Below are 15,736 nucleotides of genomic sequence, written 5' to 3'. Positions count from 1 at the left end.
GGGGGGGGGGTTTGGTGGGGGGGGGGGGGGTGTTTGGGCGCGGCCGGGGGGGGGGGGGGGGGGGGGGGGGCCCCCCCCCCCGCTTCGCAGGGATTTCGACCGTGTCCGTGTCCGTCCGGACCGGCGGTCCGTCCTACTCGGTCTTGACCTTGATGGTGCCGCCGATGATGCCCGCCTTGGCCTTGGCCACGGCGTCGGTCAGACCGGCGATCTTCGCGAACTCGGGGTTGCTCTCCGCCAGGCCGACGCCGTTCACCTTCAGGTCGAAGGTCTGGGTGCCGGTCAGCGGCTTGCCGTCCTTGACGGACTTGGCCAGCGCGTACACCGCGCCGCCGACGTCCTTGAGCGCGGAGGTCAGGATGTAGTTCTTGTACGACGCCAGCGCCGCCTGCTTGTACTGGTCGGAGTCGACGCCGATCGCCCAGACCTTCGCCTTGGCGGCGGCCTCGATCACGCCCTGGCCGGAGAGACCGGCCGCCTGGTAGACGACGTCGGCCTTCTTCTCGATCTGGCCCTCGGCGGCGGCCTTGCCCTTGTCCGGGCTGGAGAAGCCGCCCTCCTCGGCGGTCTGGGTCAGGTACTGCGAGATGACCTTGACCTTGCCGCCGCTGGTGTCCTGGACGCCCTGCTTGTAGCCGGCCTCGAACTTGTGGATCAGCGGGATGTCCACGCCGCCGACGAAGCCGACGGTGTTGGTCTTGGTGGCCTTGGCGGCGGCGACGCCGGCGAGGTAGGAGGCCTGCTCCTCGGCGAAGACCAGGGAGGCGACGTTGTCGCCCTTCACCACGGAGTCGACGATGCCGAAGGTGGTCTTCGGGTACTTCTTGGCCACGGCCTCCATGGCGGTGCCGTAGGCGAAGCCGATGCCGATGACCGGGTTGTAGCCCTGCTTCGCGAGCGAGGCGAGGCGCTGCTCCTTGTCGGCGTCGGTCTCGCCCTGGGTGGGCTCGACGTCGGCGGTCTTGTAGCCGAACTCCGTCTTCGCCTTCTCCAGGCCGGAGTACGCGGCGTCGTTGAAGGACTGGTCGCCCTTGCCACCGATGTCGTACGCGATGGCGAGACCCAGGTCCTCCTTGGCCTTGCCGCTGTCGCTGCTTTCGCTGCTGGTACCGCCACAGGCCGTGGCGGCGAGCGCGAGCGACGCGACCCCCACCGCGACGCGGGTCAGTTTGGATATCCGACGCATTGTGAAGTTCCCCATTCGCCAAAGCCCCGCAGTGGGTGCTGAGTTCGGCGCAGATTAACGCGCGTAGACACTCCTGGGAACGGGGTATCGCGTGGCCGTTATCCATTCGTGCCGATGGCCGGTTACGTCCCGGTGAACCACCGGAAGGAATGGTGCGTTCAGGGACACCGCACCCGCGGGCCCCCTGACCCTCCGTACATCTGGGCCGCCCTCACCGTGACGGCGCACCGCCTCGACACCACGCCCAGATTTCCCGCGCCCCGCTCCGAACGCAAGCCCGGAAGCGGGGGTGCCCGGGAGACCGGCTACGGAGTCCGGTGGCCGCCGTCGAGGAGTGCCGCCGCGGTGAAGAGCTCCACACCCACCTTGATCGCGGACTCGTCGGCGTCGAAGTCGCCCTGGTGCAGGTCGCGGACCGTGCGCTCACCGGGGTGGCGCACGCCGAGGCGGGCCATGGCGCCGGGGACGCGCTCCAGGTACCAGGAGAAGTCCTCGCCGCCGAGGCTCTGCTGGGTGTCCTCGACGGATTCCTCGCCGTGCCGGGCGCCCATGGCGGCGCGCAGCAGCTCGGTGACGTCGGCGTCGTTGACGACCGGGGGGACACCGCGGATGTAGTTGATCTCGGACTTGGCGCGGTGCAGGTTGGCGACCTCGTCGATCGCGGCGACGACGAGGTCCGGCGCCTGCCGCCAGGCCTCGATGTCGAGGCAGCGCACGGTGCCGGAGAGCTCGGCGTGCTGCGGGATCACGTTCGGGGCGTGGCCGCAGTCGATCCGGCCCCAGGTCACCGCGAGCCCGGCGCGTGTGTCGACACGGCGGCCGACGAGCGCGGGGACGTCGGTGACGACCCGGGCGGCGGCGGTGACGAGGTCGGTGGTCAGGTGCGGGCGGGCGGTGTGGCCGCCGGGACCGTCGAGGGAGATCTCCAGGCGGTCGCAGGCGGAGGTGATGGCGCCCGCCCTCAGTCCGATCATCCCGGCGTCGACGCGGGGGTCGCAGTGCACGGCGATGATCCGGCCGACACCCTCCAGGGCGCCGTCCTCGATGGCGTCGGCGGCACCGCCCGGCAGCACCTCCTCGGCGGGCTGGAAGATCAGCCGGACCGGCCGCGGCAGCCGGCCCTGGCGGTGCAGGTCGGCGAGGACGAGGCCGGCGCCGAGGACGACGGCGGTGTGCACGTCGTGGCCGCAGGCGTGCGCGCGGTCGGGCACGGTGGAGCGGTACGGGCACTCGGTCTTCGTGTCCGGGATGGGCAGCGCGTCGATGTCGGCGCGCATCGCGAGCACGGGCGTGCCGTCCGCCCAGTCGCCGATGTCACAGATGAGCCCGGTCCCGCCGGAGAGAACGCGCGGCTTCAGGCCCGCCTTCTCCAGGCGCTCCTTGATCGCCGCCGTCGTACGGAACTCCTGGTTGCCGAGCTCGGGGTGCATGTGCATGTCGCGGCGGAAGGCGACGAGCTCGGCGCGCAGGGCCTCCGGCAAGGTGCCGGGGAGCATGGCATCCCCTGCGGTATCGGCCTCGGACTCTCGGGACATCAGTTGCTTCACCCTTTGAAGGGTAGGACGCCGGGGCGGTCAACTGACCCGATCAACAAAAGTTCAACCCGTTCGGGGAAGAAAAGTTGGCCGCGCGGCGCATGGCTGTCATTCGGCGTGGGTAAACTCGGCCGACTTCGCCCGAGTGGATCACGAAATTCCGACCCATCCCACTGTTTTTCCTCTCCTCCACGGATACCACGGCCCACGGAACCGCGCCGTCGCAGTCCACGTACCGGAACCACTCCGGCCGCCGTCCCGTCCCGGCGCCCGGTCCCGGAAGCATCACCTCCACGCACCGGTTGTGCCACGCCGTGCGCGGGGCGGGCGTGGGGCGGGGACGGTGTTCCCATGACGACAGTGACGCGGAGCATGGCGGCGGGCCCCACATACATCACGTGCGGCTGTGGCGAGGACCGCATCCCGGGGTTCCTGGCGCAGCTCGGCGTGTTCGGGACGACGATCCTGGTGCTGGGCCTGCTGACGGTGATGATCATGACGGGGTGGCTGCTGGCGGTCCTGGTGTGGGCGGTCACACGGTGGTGGCGGTGGTGGCAGGGGGACGGGGCGGCAGCGCGGCAGGACACGCCACCGGCCGAGGAGGGGCGGGACGAGGCAGCGGATCCCGGCGCCGAGGACAGCTTCTTCGGCGGGTTCGGCCGTTGGAGGGAGGACGGGCCGGGGTGAGGCGACGGCGAGAAACGAGGGGGTGAGGGGCTGAGGGGGCCAGGGGGCGAGAGAGGCGAGGGGATGAGGGGGCGAGGGGATGAGGGGCGAGCGGGCGAGAGAGGCGAGGGGGCGAGGGGATGAGGGGCGAGCGGGCGAGAGAGGCGAGGGGATGAGGGGGAGGCGAGGGGGCGGCGATGGGGTGACGAGCATCACGTACGTCATGGGAAAACCCACGGAGTCTCCCACCCCGTTCACACCGTCCCGCTAGAGTCCGCCCCCGTGAACGAACCGAACACCTCCTCGGACCTCGGCCACCTACGGGACACCCGGATGTCGTACGACGCGATCGCGGAGGAGTACGCCCGGCGCTTCCCCGACGGACTCGGGCACCGCCCCCTGGACAGAGCCCTGGTCCGCGGATTCACCGAGTTGGTGAAGGGCAGAGGCAGCGAGCCGGTGGCGGACGTCGGCAGTGGGCCCGGACATGTCACGGCGCGGCTGCACGACCTCGGTGTTCCCGTCTTCGGCGTCGACGTCTCCCCCCGCATGGTCGCCCTCGCCCGTCGGGCCCACCCCCACCTCCGCTTCCATGTCGGGTCGATGGAGTCCCTGGACCTGCCCGACCGGACCCTGGGGGGTCTGCTCGCCCTGCACTCGGTCATTCACGTCCCGGACGAGGCACTGCCCGTCGTCTTCGGTGAGTTCCGACGCGTACTCGTCCCCGGCGGATACCTGCTGCTCGCCTTCCAGACCGGCGACGACGAGCAACAGCGCCTCACGGAGCGATTCGGGTACGAGGTCACGCTGGACCACTTCTGGCGAACCCCGGAGACGATCGTCACCCACCTCGTGAAGGCCGGCCTGGAACTCCAGGCGCGGGTCGTCCTCGAACCGGACGAGGACGGGGAGCGGGCCAGGGCCTTCGTACTGGCCCGCAGGGCGGAGTAGGGGCCGCAAGGCCGCAAGGCGTCGGGCTGCGGGGCGCGGGGCGGCAGGGCAAGGGACGCGGAGCGTGGGGCCACAGGCCGCCAGGCCGCAGGGCCGCGAGGTGTCGGGGCCGCGAGGCCGCAAGGCCGCAAGGCGTCGGGGTCGCGAGGCGCGCGGCGGCAGGGCAAGGGCCACGGAGCGTGGGGCCACAGGCCGCCAGGCCGCAGGGCCGCGAGGTGTCGGGGCCGCGAGGCCGCAGGGCCGCAAGGCGTCGGGGTCGCGAGGCGCGCGGCGGCAGGGCAAGGGCCACGGAGCGTGGGGCCGCAGGGCCGCGAGGCCGCAGGCGCTCAAGCCGTGGTTACCGCTGCCAGGCGGTGTGCGTCTCGGGCTGTTCCTGTTACGTCGGAGAGGAAGCCATGGGCTCGGGGGGAGGCGTGGTCGGTCAGCCAGGCTGGGTCGATGTCGCAGACGGCGACGCGGACGTCGGTGCCGGCGAGGGCGAGGGGGAGGGTGTGGACGACCGTGGAGGGGAAGCTGAGGACGGTTCTGCCGATGGGGCCTCTGCGGGCGATCAGTTCGAGGGGGAGCTCGGGGCGGACGACCTCCAGGCCCGTCTCCACGGCCAGGCGGTGGAGTTTGTCGGCGCTTTCCCGGCGGTGGGCGAAGTAGCGGGTGCAGCCGTGGGTCTTGGCGAGGACGGTGACGGCGTCCAGATAGCGGTCGCCGTCCACGACGCCCGTCTCGACGAGGGAGGTGCCGACCATGTCGGCGCTCCTGGTCACGCGGGGCGGGCCGAAGCGGGCGCGGGTCCAGGCGAAGGCGTTGACGGTGACCGTGACGTCGGCCGGGGTCTCTGTTATCGGCATGGAGGAGAACACCTCCACCCGCCGGTCCGCGCTGGGGGTCAGGCGGCGGCGGGCGGAGGAGGACACCGGGGCGAAGAACAGGTCGCGGGGGCCGGGCCGGCCGCCCGTGCGGTGCCAGCGCACCAGCCGTTCGCCGCGGGCGAGTTGGCCGACGAACTCCATGGTGGCCGTGCCGTCGTCGACGACGACCAGTTCGGTGGCCCGGGTGATCATCAGCAGGAGTTGGACGTAGCGGGAGAAGGGGTCTCCCATGACGACCCGTTCCGCCCTGCGCAGCAGGGGGGCCAGGCCGCCGATGGTGCGGAAGGGGGCCCCGGGGCCGCCGCGGGCCTCCTCCCAGCGGACCACGTGGCCCTCCTCGCGGGCCAGTTCGGACATACGGCGCAACTGGCCGCGGGTCATCGGGTCGGTCGGGGACAGGACGACGAGGGTGCACCCCGCGCCGGGCTCCTCACGGGGACCAAGGCCCTGGGAGTGCGCCCACTCCAGGACGTTCAGGAGCTGCACCGGGCTCTCGACGAACGCGAGGGTGTGGGGGGTGGTGCCGGCGTTCCCGGCGCGAGGGCTCATCGTCGTACGACCGTCCCGTGAGGCTCTCGTAGCGGTAGTCGGAGAGGGACCCGGGTCAGACCGCGACGGGCTCGCCGGCCGCGGCGGCGATCTCGGCCTCGGCGACGACGCCGGCGACGCGGCGCAGCTTCTTCATCGGGCCGAGCTCGGAGTCGTAGACCTTCTTGATGCCGTCGCCGAGGGAGGCCTCGATGGTGCGGATGTCGCGGACCAGGCGCTGAAGGCCCTGCGGCTCGACGGAGGCGGCCTGGTCGGAGCCCCACATGGCGCGGTCGAGGGTGATGTGGCGCTCGACGAAGGTGGCGCCGAGGGCGACGGCGGCGAGGGTGGTCTGCAGGCCGGTCTCGTGGCCGGAGTAGCCGATCGGGACGTTCGGGTACTCCATCTCCAGCGTGTTGATCACGCGGAGGTTCAGCTCCTCGGCCTTCGCCGGGTAGGTGGAGGTGGCGTGGCAGAGCAGGATGTTGTCGCTGCCCAGGACCTCGACGGCGTGGCGGATCTGCTTCGGGGTCGACATGCCGGTGGAGAGGATGACGGTGCGGCCGGTGGCGCGCAGGGCGAGCAGCAGCTCGTCGTCGGTGAGGGAGGCGGAGGCCACCTTGTGGGCGGGGACGTCGAACTTCTCCAGGAAGGCGACGGCCTCGGTGTCCCACGGGGAGGCGAACCAGGCGATGCCCTTGGCCCGGCAGTAGTCGTCGATGGCGCGGTACTCGTCCTCGCCGAACTCGACGCGGTGGCGGTAGTCGATGTACGTCATCCGGCCCCAGGGCGTGTCGCGCTCGATGTCCCACTGGTCGCGCGGGGTGCAGATCTCGGGGGTGCGCTTCTGGAACTTGACGGCGTCGCAGCCGGCCTCGGCGGCCACGTCGATCAGCTTGAAGGCGTTCTCCAGCTCACCGTTGTGGTTGATGCCGATCTCGCCGCAGATGTAGACGGGCCGGCCGGGACCGGCCGTACGCGAACCGAACTGGCGGAGGCGGGAGTCGGTGCTCATGTCGGGGGTTCCTTACTCGGGGAGGGGGTCGAGAGAGTCGAGAGAGGGTCCGAGGATCCAGCCGGCGATCTCCCGGATCGCGCCGTCGCCGCCGGCGAGGGTGGTGACCGCGCGGGCGGCGCCGCGGACGACGTCGTGGGCGCTCGCGACCGCCACGGGCCAGCCGACGAGGGCGAAGCAGGGGAGGTCGTTGACGTCGTTGCCGACGTAGAGCACGCGCTCCGGCGCGATGCCCTGCTCCTCGCACCACTGCTTGAGGGCGAGGTCCTTGCGGTCGATGCCGTGCAGCACGGGGAGCCTGAGCTTGCGGGCGCGGGCGGCGACGACCGGGTTCTGTTCCGTGGACAGGACGAGCAGCTTGAGGCCGCTGCGGCGCAGGGCCGCGATGCCGAGTCCGTCGCCGCGGTGCACGGAGACGAACTCCCGTCCGTCGGAGTCGATCAGCACCCGGTCGTCGGTCTGGGTGCCGTCGAAGTCGAGGACGACCGCGTCGATGTCGTCGGCGGTCGGGAGGGCGCCGGGTCGATCCGCGTCGAAGAGGGGGGCGAGGGCGCGGGCCCGGGCCAGGTCGTGCGGGTCGTCGATCTCCAGGACGCGGGCGGGGTCGGTGCGCACGAGGTCGGTGCGGCCGAAGAAGCGGTGGCCGTGCGCGCGGAAGCCGGTCGCGTCCATGGCGTAGGCGGCGCCGGTCTCCAGGAGGTCCTGGGGGCGGTCCTGGCGGCGGGGGCGGTACGACTTGTCGTGGTTGACGCCGTAGCCGCCGTCCGTACCGTCGGCCTGTGTCCCCTCCGCGTCGCGCCATACGAACCCGTGGAACGGGGCGACGGTGACCGCCGTGTCCGCGCCGTCCTCGACGACCGCGGCGGCGACCGCGTCGACGTCCTCGCGGGCGATGAACGGGCTGGTGCACTGCACGAGCAGCACCACGTCGACGGCCGTGCCGTGCAGGGCCTCGTGGGTGTCCATGGCGTGCAGGACCGCGGCCTCGGAGGTGGCCGTGTCGCCGGCGATGGCGGCCGGCCGCAGCACGACCTCCGCGCCGGCCTCCCGGGCGGCGGCCGCGATGGCCCGGTCGTCGGTGGACACCACGACGTCCGTGACCAGCCGGGTCGCCCGGCACTCGCGTACCGCCCGGGCCACCAGCGGCACTCCGCCGACGGGGGCGAGGTTCTTCGCGGGGACGCCCTTGGAGCCGCCGCGGGCGGGGATCACGGCGAGCACACGGCGCACGCCCACTGAGGAGTCGGACATGGGCTTTTCTCCTTGAGGTGTCACAGCTCCCCCATCCGCCGGATGACCGGCGCCACCCGCTGCACCCCGTGCCGGTAGGCGCCGCGGGCGGCGCGGCGGACGATCTGGCGGACCGGGCCGGGTTCCTTGTCGGCGAACGGGGCGCCGGGCAGGGGGCTGCCGTCGGGGCCGAGGTGGTGGCGGGCGAGGATGCCGGGGAGGTAGCCGGGTGCGGTGGCGGTTGTGTAGTAGGGGGCGAGCGGGGGCAGGCCGCCGGGCCGGTCGAGGAGTGCGGCGATGCGTGCGCGGGCCGCGTCGAAGGCACTGTCGTACAAGCCGTCGGCGGCCACGCCCTGGCGGGCCACCCACTCCTCGTCGGGGGTGGGGCGGTGCCCGGCGTCGAGCTGGTCCCAGGAGGCGAGGCAGCCGGAGCCGACGAAGTGGTGGTTGCCGAGCGCCTCGCGCACCCCGAGGTCGGTGAGGACGACGGTGGGGACGCGGCGGTGCAGCGACTCGAGGGCGGCCGTCGAGCTGACCGTGACCATGAGGTCGGTGCGGTCGAGGACCTCGCCCATGTTGCCGTAGACCAGGCGGAGGTTGGGCGGCAGGTCGAGCTTCTGCGCCAGCTTCTGGTAGGGCAACTCCTCGATGTGGGTGGTGTGTTCGCCCGGCTTGGAGCGGAGCTTGAGCAGCACCTCGCGCTCGGGGTGCAGACGGGCGTGCCGGACGAGCCGGTCGAGGAGGTACGTACGGTCCTTGCGGCTCTCCGGTACGGAGGGCTGCGCGGCGAACACCACGGTGTAGGGCCTGCGCCCTTGCTTCGCAGAGGGGTCGTGTTCGCCGGTGTAGGGGGCGCCGCCGAGGAACGGCAGGGCCACCTCGGTCACCGAGGAGGCGTCGGCGCCCACGCCTTCGTACACCGCGCGGAAACGCTCGGCGTCCTGGCGGGAGTTGGCGAGGACGAGGTCCGCGCCGTGCCGCAGCAGCAGACCGTCGGCGAGCTTCTCGTAGACGACACCGACGTATCCGGTGACGACGACGGGCCGCTCGCCGGTGTTCTCCCCAACCCGCTTCAGCCCGTGCAGGATCGCCTGGACGCCTCCGCCGACCAGCGCGAGAACGAGCACGTCGTACGACTCCCGCGCCATGACGCGCAGGAACTCCACGGCCGTGACCTCGCGCAGGGAGTCGGCGCGCACGCCCACCTCGGCCAGTTGGCGGGGGGTGGGGGTGGCGCGGCCGCGCAGCAGGAACCCGTCCAGGACCGGGGCGACCTGCGTGCCGTCGCGCGACCCGGCTTCCATGGAGGAGCCCGTGCGCCCGCCCGGCGCGATCCGGCCCGCGGTCAAGGCACCCCATTTCCAGCGGGTGTCGGAGTCCGCGAGCACGGCGATCCGGCAGGGCTTCGAAGTACTTGCTGGCACGGCGACGACGCTAGAAAGCAAAACCCGTGCTTGGCCCAACCTCGACTCAACGGAACGTTAACAGCGCGCCACCGAAGACATAACTGGCCCGGCCAGTCCCGGGGAATTCGCGCGGTGCACCATTCCGACACATCGAGTTCATCCCCCGTACCTGTTCGGGAAATTTCTGTCGCCGGGCGTCCCCCTAGGCTTTCGCGGGTGCCAAAGCTTTCCGTGATCGTGCCGTTCTACAACGTTCAGCAATACGCGCCCGACACCCTTGTGAGCCTGCGTGCGAACACGCGTGAGGACTTCGAATTCATTCTGGTCGACGACTGTTCGACCGATACGACCTCCGACATCCTCGCGCGCGCGGAACGGGAACTGCCGGGCGCGGTGCTGGTCGGACACGAAAAGAACGGAGGGCTGGCCACCGCGAGAAACACCGGAATCGACACAGCGCGTGGCGATTATCTGACTTTCCTGGACGGCGACGACTGGCTGGCACCCGGATACCTCCCCCGGCTCCTCGCCTGCATCGAGGAGCTGGGCTGCGACTTCGTCCGCACCGATCACGTGCAGTGCACCGGGCGGGCCCGCAGTGTTCACCGCGTCCCGCACGGCCGCCGCGGTGCGGTGCTGAACCCGCGGGAGGCGATCCTGCCCGCCGACCGGTCCACTTCGGTGGACTACGCCTACGCCTGGGCCGGCATCTACCGCCGCCGCCTGGTCGACCGCGGACTGCTGCACTTCACCGACGGGCTGCGGACGGCCGAGGACCGGCCGTGGATCTGGAGGCTCCACCGGGAGGCGGACAGCTTCGCCGTCGTCGGGCTGCTCGGCGTCTACTACCGGCGCGGAGTGGCCTCTTCGCTCACCCAGATCGGCGATGTGCGGCAACTGGACTTCCTTCGCGCGTTCGACCAGGTGATCGAGGAGACCGCGCGTGACGCCGAGGCCGACCGGCTGCTGCCCAAAGCGGTGCGCACCTACTGCGCGGTCATGGCTCATCACCTCGGCTCGATCGAGAGGTTCGAACCCCCCGTGGCCCGGAAGCTGCGCTCCCTGTGCGCCGCCGCCCTGAGGAGAATGCCGCAGGACGTGCTCGCGGAGGTCATGGACACGATGGACACCGAGCGGGCGAACACCCTGCGGCGCGTGCGGCGCAGGCCGGTGGCGGCACGGACGGTGGCCGCCTGATGCCTCGCACGACCCGGATCTTCTGCGTCTCGACCCTGTACGGCGCGGCGACCCTGGCCGCCGCCCTCGACGCGGGACTCTTCGCACCGGCCGACCGTCAGCTGCTGCTGGTCACCAACAACGCGGTCAATCCGGAGATCACGCCGTCCGTCGACGCGATGCCGGGCTTCGCCCGGATCCGTGAACGCTTCGACGAGGTGCTGTCCTGGAACGAGACCATCGCCCCCTTCCACCCCGCCGGCTGGGGCCCGCGCGGCGACGACATCCCCCTGTGGGAGCGGTACGTACGGCTGCTGTGGGACCTCGGTGACGACGAGGTCCACCTGGCCGTGGAGTCCGTCCAGGCGAATCCGGCACTGGCGCTGTGCCAGTTGTTCACCGGCGCCCCCGTCGACGTCTACGCCGACGGCCTCATGAGCTACGGCCCCACACGCGACAAGATCGACCCGCTGGTCGGCACCCGTGTCGGCCGGCTGCTCCACCTCGACCTGGTGCCGGGCCTCACCCCGCTGCTGCTCACCGAGTTCGGCGTGCCGCCGGTGCTGGTGCCGTCCGAGGCGTTTCTGAAGGTGCTGGGGGAACTGGCCGAGCACGAGACCGAGTTGGCCGCCCCGGCGGAGCAGCCGGCCCTGCTGCTCGGGCAGTACCTCTCGGCGCTCGGCATCGTCGGCGACGCCGAGGAGGAGGAGTTGCACCTCGGCATGGTGCGCGGCGCCGTGGCGCTCGGGCACCGCAGACTCGTCTTCAAGCCGCACCCCACGGCACCGGCCCGCTGGTCCCGGCTGCTGGAGGACGAGGCGAAGAAGCTGGGTGCCGAACTCACCCACCTCGACCGGCCCGTCCTCGCCGAGGTGGCCTACCAACGGCTGCGGCCCGCCCTCGTCGTCGGCTGTTTCTCCACCGCGCTGCTCACCGCCGCCGGTCTGTACGGCCTCCCGGTCGCCCGGGTCGGCACCGACACGGTGCTGGCCGGGCTCACGCCCTACCAGAACAGCAGCCGGGTGCCGCTCACCATCGTCGACGTGCTGCTGCCGGACGTGACCGACAAGCCGGCGGTGGAGGCGTGGACCATGCCGTCGCCCGAGAAGGTGGACGAGCTGTCCGCGCTCCTGACGGCCGTCGGCTTCGCGATGCGGCCCAGGATCCACCCGGGGCTGCGGGGCGAGGCGGAGCGCTACCTCTCCACGCGGCTGAACCCGCACACCTGGCGCTACTTCAAGCGCCGGCGCCTGGCGGCGCTGGCCCTCCCCGGTGCCGTACCGGACCAGCTCGCCTTCATCCCGCGCAACGCGACGGTCCGCCGCCTCGCACGCCGGGTGCGGGCCCTGAAGCGGGCGGCCGGCAAGCGGTAGCCCACCGGTTCATCGGATCGCCATCTTCGCGCTTCCCCCGAGTCAGCCGCTCCACATCCCTCACTCCGGGGAGGCGCCTAGCGTTCGAACGCGTTTCCCGGCTCCCACGGAAGGTCCTCAGGATGAGCGCGGCTGACCAGGCCACGGCACCGGTCCCGACACCGGCACCCCGGCTGAACGTCCTCATTCCCGACCGGGCTCCGGTCCGGCCCCGGGCGGAGGGCCGGCTGCGCGCCCTGGACGGGCTGCGCCTGCTGGCGGCCCTGATGGTCTGCTTCTACCACTACGCCGGCAAGAACGGCGAGGTCGCGCAGTCCTGGCAGCAGTCCCCCGGTGAGAAGTTCCCGACGCTGTCACAGTTCGCGACCTACGGCAGCCTGGGCGTGCAGTTCTTCTTCCTGATCAGCGGATTCGTGATCTGCATGAGCAGCTGGGGCCGGAGCACGGGCGACTTCTTCCGCTCCCGGGTCGCCCGTCTGTATCCGGCGTACTGGGTGGCGATCGTCCTGGTCACCGCCGCGAGCCTCGTCCTGCCGGTGGTGGCGAAGCCGCTCCGCTCGGACGAGCTCCTCGTCAACCTCACCATGCTGCAGCAGCCGATGGGCGTGCCCCGGGTCCTGGGTGTCGACTGGACGCTCTGGGTGGAGGTGCGCTTCTACGCCCTGTTCGCGCTGTTCGTGGTCTGGCGGGGCGTCACCTACCGCCGGGTGGTGCTGTTCTGCTGCCTGTGGACGCTGGCCGGCGTCTTCGCCCGGGTCGCCGACAACCCGCTGACCGACCAGCTGGTCATGCGCGACCACGCCCCGTACTTCATCGGCGGCCTCGCCCTGTACCTGATCCACCGCTTCGGCAACGACCTGCTGCTGTGGGGCATCGTGGCCATGAGCTTCCTGCTCGGCCAGCGCTACTCGGTCACGGCCCTGTGGCACCCCGGCCCGCAGGGCGACTTCCACCGCAGCCCGTACGTCATCCAGCTGATCGTCCTCGTCGCCTTCGTCTCCGTCGCCGCGGTGGCCCTGGGCTGGACGAGCCGGGCGAACTGGCGCTGGCTGACGGTGGCCGGGGCGCTGACGTACCCCTTCTATCTGATCCACGAGCACCTGGGCTGGTTCTTCATCCGGGTGCTGTACCGCGAGTTCGACCTGAGCCCGTACGTCACCTTCACCGCGACCGTGCTGGCCATGCTGGGGATCGCGTGGCTTCTCCACCGGTTCGTGGAGAAGCCGATCGGGCCTCGGCTGAAGCGGGCGCTTGCCGTGCGGCGGGGGTAGGGCGGGGCGCGCAGCGCCCCGCAAAGGGGCGCGGGGAACTGCGCGACCAGCCACGACGCTGCCGCAGACGCCGGACGACGTATCGCGGCACTCCCCGACGCGCTGTCGACCGCAACCGCCGGACGGCTCGGCTAACGCGCCGTCGACCTGATCCGCCGCACCGCCCGCCGCACGACCGGATGCCGCCGCAGCGCCTCCGCTCGGACCGGAGCCCCGCCGGGAAGCCGCAGGCTCGTCAGGCGGCGGCGTTTGAAGTAGCGCTGGTGCTCGGCGAGGTGGGCGGCGAGCCAGGTGGCGGTCTCCTCGCGCAGGGCGTGGTGCTTGCGGGACTGCATGCAGTAGCCCACGGCCCGCACCAGGGGCGTCAGCCTCTCCGCCGCCCCCGCCAGTTCGAGCGCGCCGCCGAGTTCCGCGTGCTCCGCGTCGGGCAGCGCCGCGTCGATGATGGTGAGCGGGATGCGGTTGCTGTTCTCGTACGGCGTGATGCGGTCCAGGAGCAGCTCCGTGCCGACGCGGGCGACGGGGATGCCGTAGAAGGCGGCGGCGGTCATCAGTGCCGTGGAGAAGCAGCCGATGACGAGCTTCGGCTGCAGGAACGCGAAGACGGTCTCGGCGAGGATCGGTTCGTTCAGCACGGTGAGCCGCACGCCGAGTTCCCCGGCGGCCGCCCGCAGGGACTCGTTGTAGACGGCGGGCGCGCTCGGGTGCGGCTTGAACAGCACGTCCTCGTGGCCCGCGCGGGCGGCGGCCCGCAGCATGCGCATGTGCAGCCGCTCCTCCTCGTCCTGGGTGATCAGGTCGATCGCGGAGAGGTACTGGCCGAGGAGGACGGCGGTGGGCGGATTGTCGGCCGGGAGCCGCTCGGCGAGGACGCCGGCGCCGGACTCGCCGATCTGCGCGAGGACGTCGACGATCGCCTCGTTCGGCACGGCCTCGGGCTGGACGCCGTACTCGGACAGCAGCATCGGCCGCAGGCCGGGCACCAGGTCGAGATGGAGGACGCGCTTGATGCGGCTGCTCATGCCGTACGGGATGCGGTTGCGGGTGGGGCCGTAGCTCATCAGTCCGTCCGCGTAGACGTGGATCGGGCTGTCCGCGAAGATGTCGGCGACCGCGCGGGAGGGGTTGGCCTGGATGGACTCGCAGGCGATCTCGACCGGTTCGTCGCCCAGGTCCCAGGCGAGGCGTACGGCCTTCTCCCAGAGCTGGGCGTCCTGGGCGCGCGGCGACCAGCCGGCCGGGTGGTGCGGGGAGATGAACTCGTTCCAGGAGTGCACCTGGTCGAACTCGGGGCGCAGCTTCTCGAAGCCGGCCATCCGGTCCAGCGGGGTGCCGACCTCCGGTACGGCGGCGGTGTTGCTGACGACGAGGATGCGGCGGACGCCCTCGCGCGGGCCGAACCGGCCGGCGCGGATCGCGGCGGTGACGGTCGCGGCCGCGTACTGGGTGGCCGAGAAGAACATCTGGATCATGCCGCCACTTCCTTCATGCCGCCGCGAACCCGGCGCAGCACGTGTACGCGTTCCTCGCCCATTCCCACCACGGCCTCGCTCAGTTCCTCCTCGCTCATCCTGCCCAGCGCCTCGGCGGCCAGCCGTTTCAGCTTCGCGGCCACGCTGCGCTCGAACCGGCGCCGGTCGAGCAGTTGGTGGGCGATGACGACGCAGTAGTTGCGCAGCGCCTTCCTGCGCAGCCGGCCGGCCTCGGGGTCGTCGGCGAGTTCGGCGAGCACGAGGTCGAAGGAGCGGAAGAAGTCCAGCTGACGCACGTCGCCGATCTGGGTGAGCGAACCGGCGACGCCCCGGCGGTAGAAGACCCCGCGCAGGCCGGCGACGACGTAGGACTCCGCTCGGCGGTGCAGGTCCCAGATCCACGGCCGGTCCTCGGCGGTGCGCAGCCCGTCGTGGAAGCGGAGCATGCCCCGATCGAGGAGGCGGCGGTGGTAGACGCCGGCCCACGCGTACGGATAGTCGACCATCGTGGTGTCGTCGACGGGGAGGATGGAGGTGCGCGGGTCGAGCGGGGTGTGGCGGCGGCCCTCGGGCGCCCGGTGGACGGCCCGCTCGACACCCGTGACCTGTACGTGGTCGGTGCGGACGAAGTCGACGTCGAACCGCTCGATGACGTCCACCAGCTGGGCCAGATAGCCCGGCGCCAGCCAGTCGTCACCGTCGAGGAAGGCGAGGTAGCGGCCTTCCGCGACGTCGATTCCGGTGTTGCGGGCGGTCGCCAGTCCGCCGTTGTGCTCGTGCCGGATCACCCGGCTGTTCGGGAGCCGCTCCGTCAGGGCGAGGAGGGCCTCGTACGTCCTGTCCTTGGTGGATCTGTCCTCGACGAAGACGAACTCGAAGTCGTCCCGGGCGTTGTTGACCAGGCTGGTCACGGTCTCGGAAACGTACGACTCGATGTTGTAGCAGGGGACGACGACGGACAGGGTCGGTTGGTTGGCCACGTGTGTGCACCTGAATTCTCGGCGGAAAGTCAAGCGATCCTAAGAAAGCAGGATCAGCATGTGCGTGTCCCGACGCCGAAA

General features: G+C 71.4%; 13 protein-coding genes. 5 read left to right on the top strand and 8 right to left on the bottom strand.

Annotation, left to right across the window (positions count from 1 at the left end; all coding sequences use genetic code 11):
- Positions 1-133 precede the first annotated feature (133 nt).
- Entirely contained in the window at positions 134-1,186 is a 1,053-nt protein-coding gene (locus ACPT94_RS34525) for a BMP family lipoprotein (RefSeq protein ID WP_360334840.1), read from the bottom strand.
- Positions 1,187-1,491: 305 nt separating this feature from the next.
- A complete protein-coding gene (locus ACPT94_RS34520; protein ID WP_360335206.1) occupies positions 1,492-2,721 on the bottom strand; it encodes a M20 family metallopeptidase in 1,230 nt (409 codons plus the stop codon).
- A 351-nt stretch (positions 2,722-3,072) separates the two neighbouring features.
- Here ACPT94_RS34520 and ACPT94_RS34515 point away from each other — a divergent pair, with 351 nt between their 5' ends.
- On the top strand, positions 3,073-3,408 hold the full coding sequence (locus tag ACPT94_RS34515; protein ID WP_425247662.1) for a hypothetical protein: 336 nt from the start codon (positions 3,073-3,075) through the stop codon (positions 3,406-3,408).
- 261 nt (positions 3,409-3,669) lie between these two features.
- The gene (locus tag ACPT94_RS34510; protein ID WP_425247661.1) at positions 3,670-4,338 is read left to right on the top strand and encodes a class I SAM-dependent DNA methyltransferase; all 669 of its coding nucleotides are present in this window, start codon (positions 3,670-3,672) and stop codon (positions 4,336-4,338) included.
- A gap of 326 nt (positions 4,339-4,664) precedes the next feature.
- On the opposite strand, the gene ACPT94_RS34505 is transcribed toward ACPT94_RS34510, so the two are convergent.
- From ACPT94_RS34505 to ACPT94_RS34490, 4 genes are read right to left on the bottom strand one after another with little or no spacing between them, the layout of a single operon-like run.
- A complete protein-coding gene (locus tag ACPT94_RS34505) occupies positions 4,665-5,753 on the bottom strand; it encodes a hypothetical protein (protein ID WP_425247660.1) in 1,089 nt (362 codons plus the stop codon).
- 55 nt (positions 5,754-5,808) lie between these two features.
- Positions 5,809-6,747: an N-acetylneuraminate synthase family protein gene (locus ACPT94_RS34500; protein ID WP_360334849.1), complete on the bottom strand. Its 939-nt coding sequence runs from the start codon at positions 6,745-6,747 to the stop codon at positions 5,809-5,811.
- Positions 6,748-6,759: 12 nt separating this feature from the next.
- Positions 6,760-7,998 (bottom strand): cytidylyltransferase domain-containing protein, encoded by a 1,239-nt coding sequence (locus tag ACPT94_RS34495; protein ID WP_425247659.1) that lies wholly within the window; start codon positions 7,996-7,998, stop codon positions 6,760-6,762.
- A gap of 20 nt (positions 7,999-8,018) precedes the next feature.
- Complete coding sequence (locus tag ACPT94_RS34490) at positions 8,019-9,401, bottom strand: DUF6716 putative glycosyltransferase (protein ID WP_425247658.1); 1,383 nt, start codon at positions 9,399-9,401, stop codon at positions 8,019-8,021.
- 198 nt (positions 9,402-9,599) lie between these two features.
- Between ACPT94_RS34490 and ACPT94_RS34485 the strand changes: the two genes are divergently transcribed.
- From ACPT94_RS34485 to ACPT94_RS34475, 3 genes are all read left to right on the top strand, one after another.
- Entirely contained in the window at positions 9,600-10,580 is a 981-nt protein-coding gene (locus tag ACPT94_RS34485) for a glycosyltransferase family 2 protein (protein WP_425247657.1), read from the top strand.
- Complete coding sequence (locus ACPT94_RS34480) at positions 10,580-11,932, top strand: polysialyltransferase family glycosyltransferase (protein ID WP_425247656.1); 1,353 nt, start codon at positions 10,580-10,582, stop codon at positions 11,930-11,932. Before ACPT94_RS34485 ends, ACPT94_RS34480 begins: the two co-directional genes overlap by 1 nt.
- A gap of 122 nt (positions 11,933-12,054) precedes the next feature.
- Positions 12,055-13,203, top strand: a complete 1,149-nt coding sequence (locus ACPT94_RS34475) for an acyltransferase family protein (protein WP_360334864.1) — start codon at positions 12,055-12,057, stop codon at positions 13,201-13,203.
- 131 nt (positions 13,204-13,334) lie between these two features.
- On the opposite strand, the gene ACPT94_RS34470 is transcribed toward ACPT94_RS34475, so the two are convergent.
- Positions 13,335-14,675: an alpha-2,8-polysialyltransferase family protein gene (locus tag ACPT94_RS34470; protein WP_425247655.1), complete on the bottom strand. Its 1,341-nt coding sequence runs from the start codon at positions 14,673-14,675 to the stop codon at positions 13,335-13,337.
- Positions 14,672-15,655: a glycosyltransferase family 2 protein gene (locus ACPT94_RS34465; protein ID WP_425247654.1), complete on the bottom strand. Its 984-nt coding sequence runs from the start codon at positions 15,653-15,655 to the stop codon at positions 14,672-14,674. The genes ACPT94_RS34470 and ACPT94_RS34465 overlap by 4 nt, the downstream gene beginning before the upstream one ends.
- Positions 15,656-15,736: the final 81 nt, after the last annotated feature.

Source organism: Streptomyces aurantiaciflavus (genome assembly GCF_049808595.1).
Taxonomy (GTDB): domain Bacteria; phylum Actinomycetota; class Actinomycetes; order Streptomycetales; family Streptomycetaceae; genus Streptomyces.
Note: the sequence above shows the minus strand (reverse complement) of the source record. Positions and strands in the feature narration are given on the sequence as shown.

Bases quoted from the DNA above. Each gene is read 5' to 3' on its own strand.
- ACPT94_RS34505 (WP_425247660.1), bottom strand. From the start codon at position 5,753: ATGAGCCCTCGCGCCGGGAACGCCGGCACCACCCCCCACACCCTCGCG.
- ACPT94_RS34515 (WP_425247662.1), top strand. From the start codon at position 3,073: ATGACGACAGTGACGCGGAGCATGGCGGCGGGCCCCACATACATCACG.
- ACPT94_RS34520 (WP_360335206.1), bottom strand. From the start codon at position 2,721: ATGTCCCGAGAGTCCGAGGCCGATACCGCAGGGGATGCCATGCTCCCC.
- ACPT94_RS34475 (WP_360334864.1), top strand. From the start codon at position 12,055: ATGAGCGCGGCTGACCAGGCCACGGCACCGGTCCCGACACCGGCACCC.
- ACPT94_RS34525 (WP_360334840.1), bottom strand. From the start codon at position 1,186: ATGCGTCGGATATCCAAACTGACCCGCGTCGCGGTGGGGGTCGCGTCG.
- ACPT94_RS34495 (WP_425247659.1), bottom strand. From the start codon at position 7,998: ATGTCCGACTCCTCAGTGGGCGTGCGCCGTGTGCTCGCCGTGATCCCC.
- ACPT94_RS34480 (WP_425247656.1), top strand. From the start codon at position 10,580: ATGCCTCGCACGACCCGGATCTTCTGCGTCTCGACCCTGTACGGCGCG.
- ACPT94_RS34470 (WP_425247655.1), bottom strand. From the start codon at position 14,675: ATGATCCAGATGTTCTTCTCGGCCACCCAGTACGCGGCCGCGACCGTC.
- ACPT94_RS34500 (WP_360334849.1), bottom strand. From the start codon at position 6,747: ATGAGCACCGACTCCCGCCTCCGCCAGTTCGGTTCGCGTACGGCCGGT.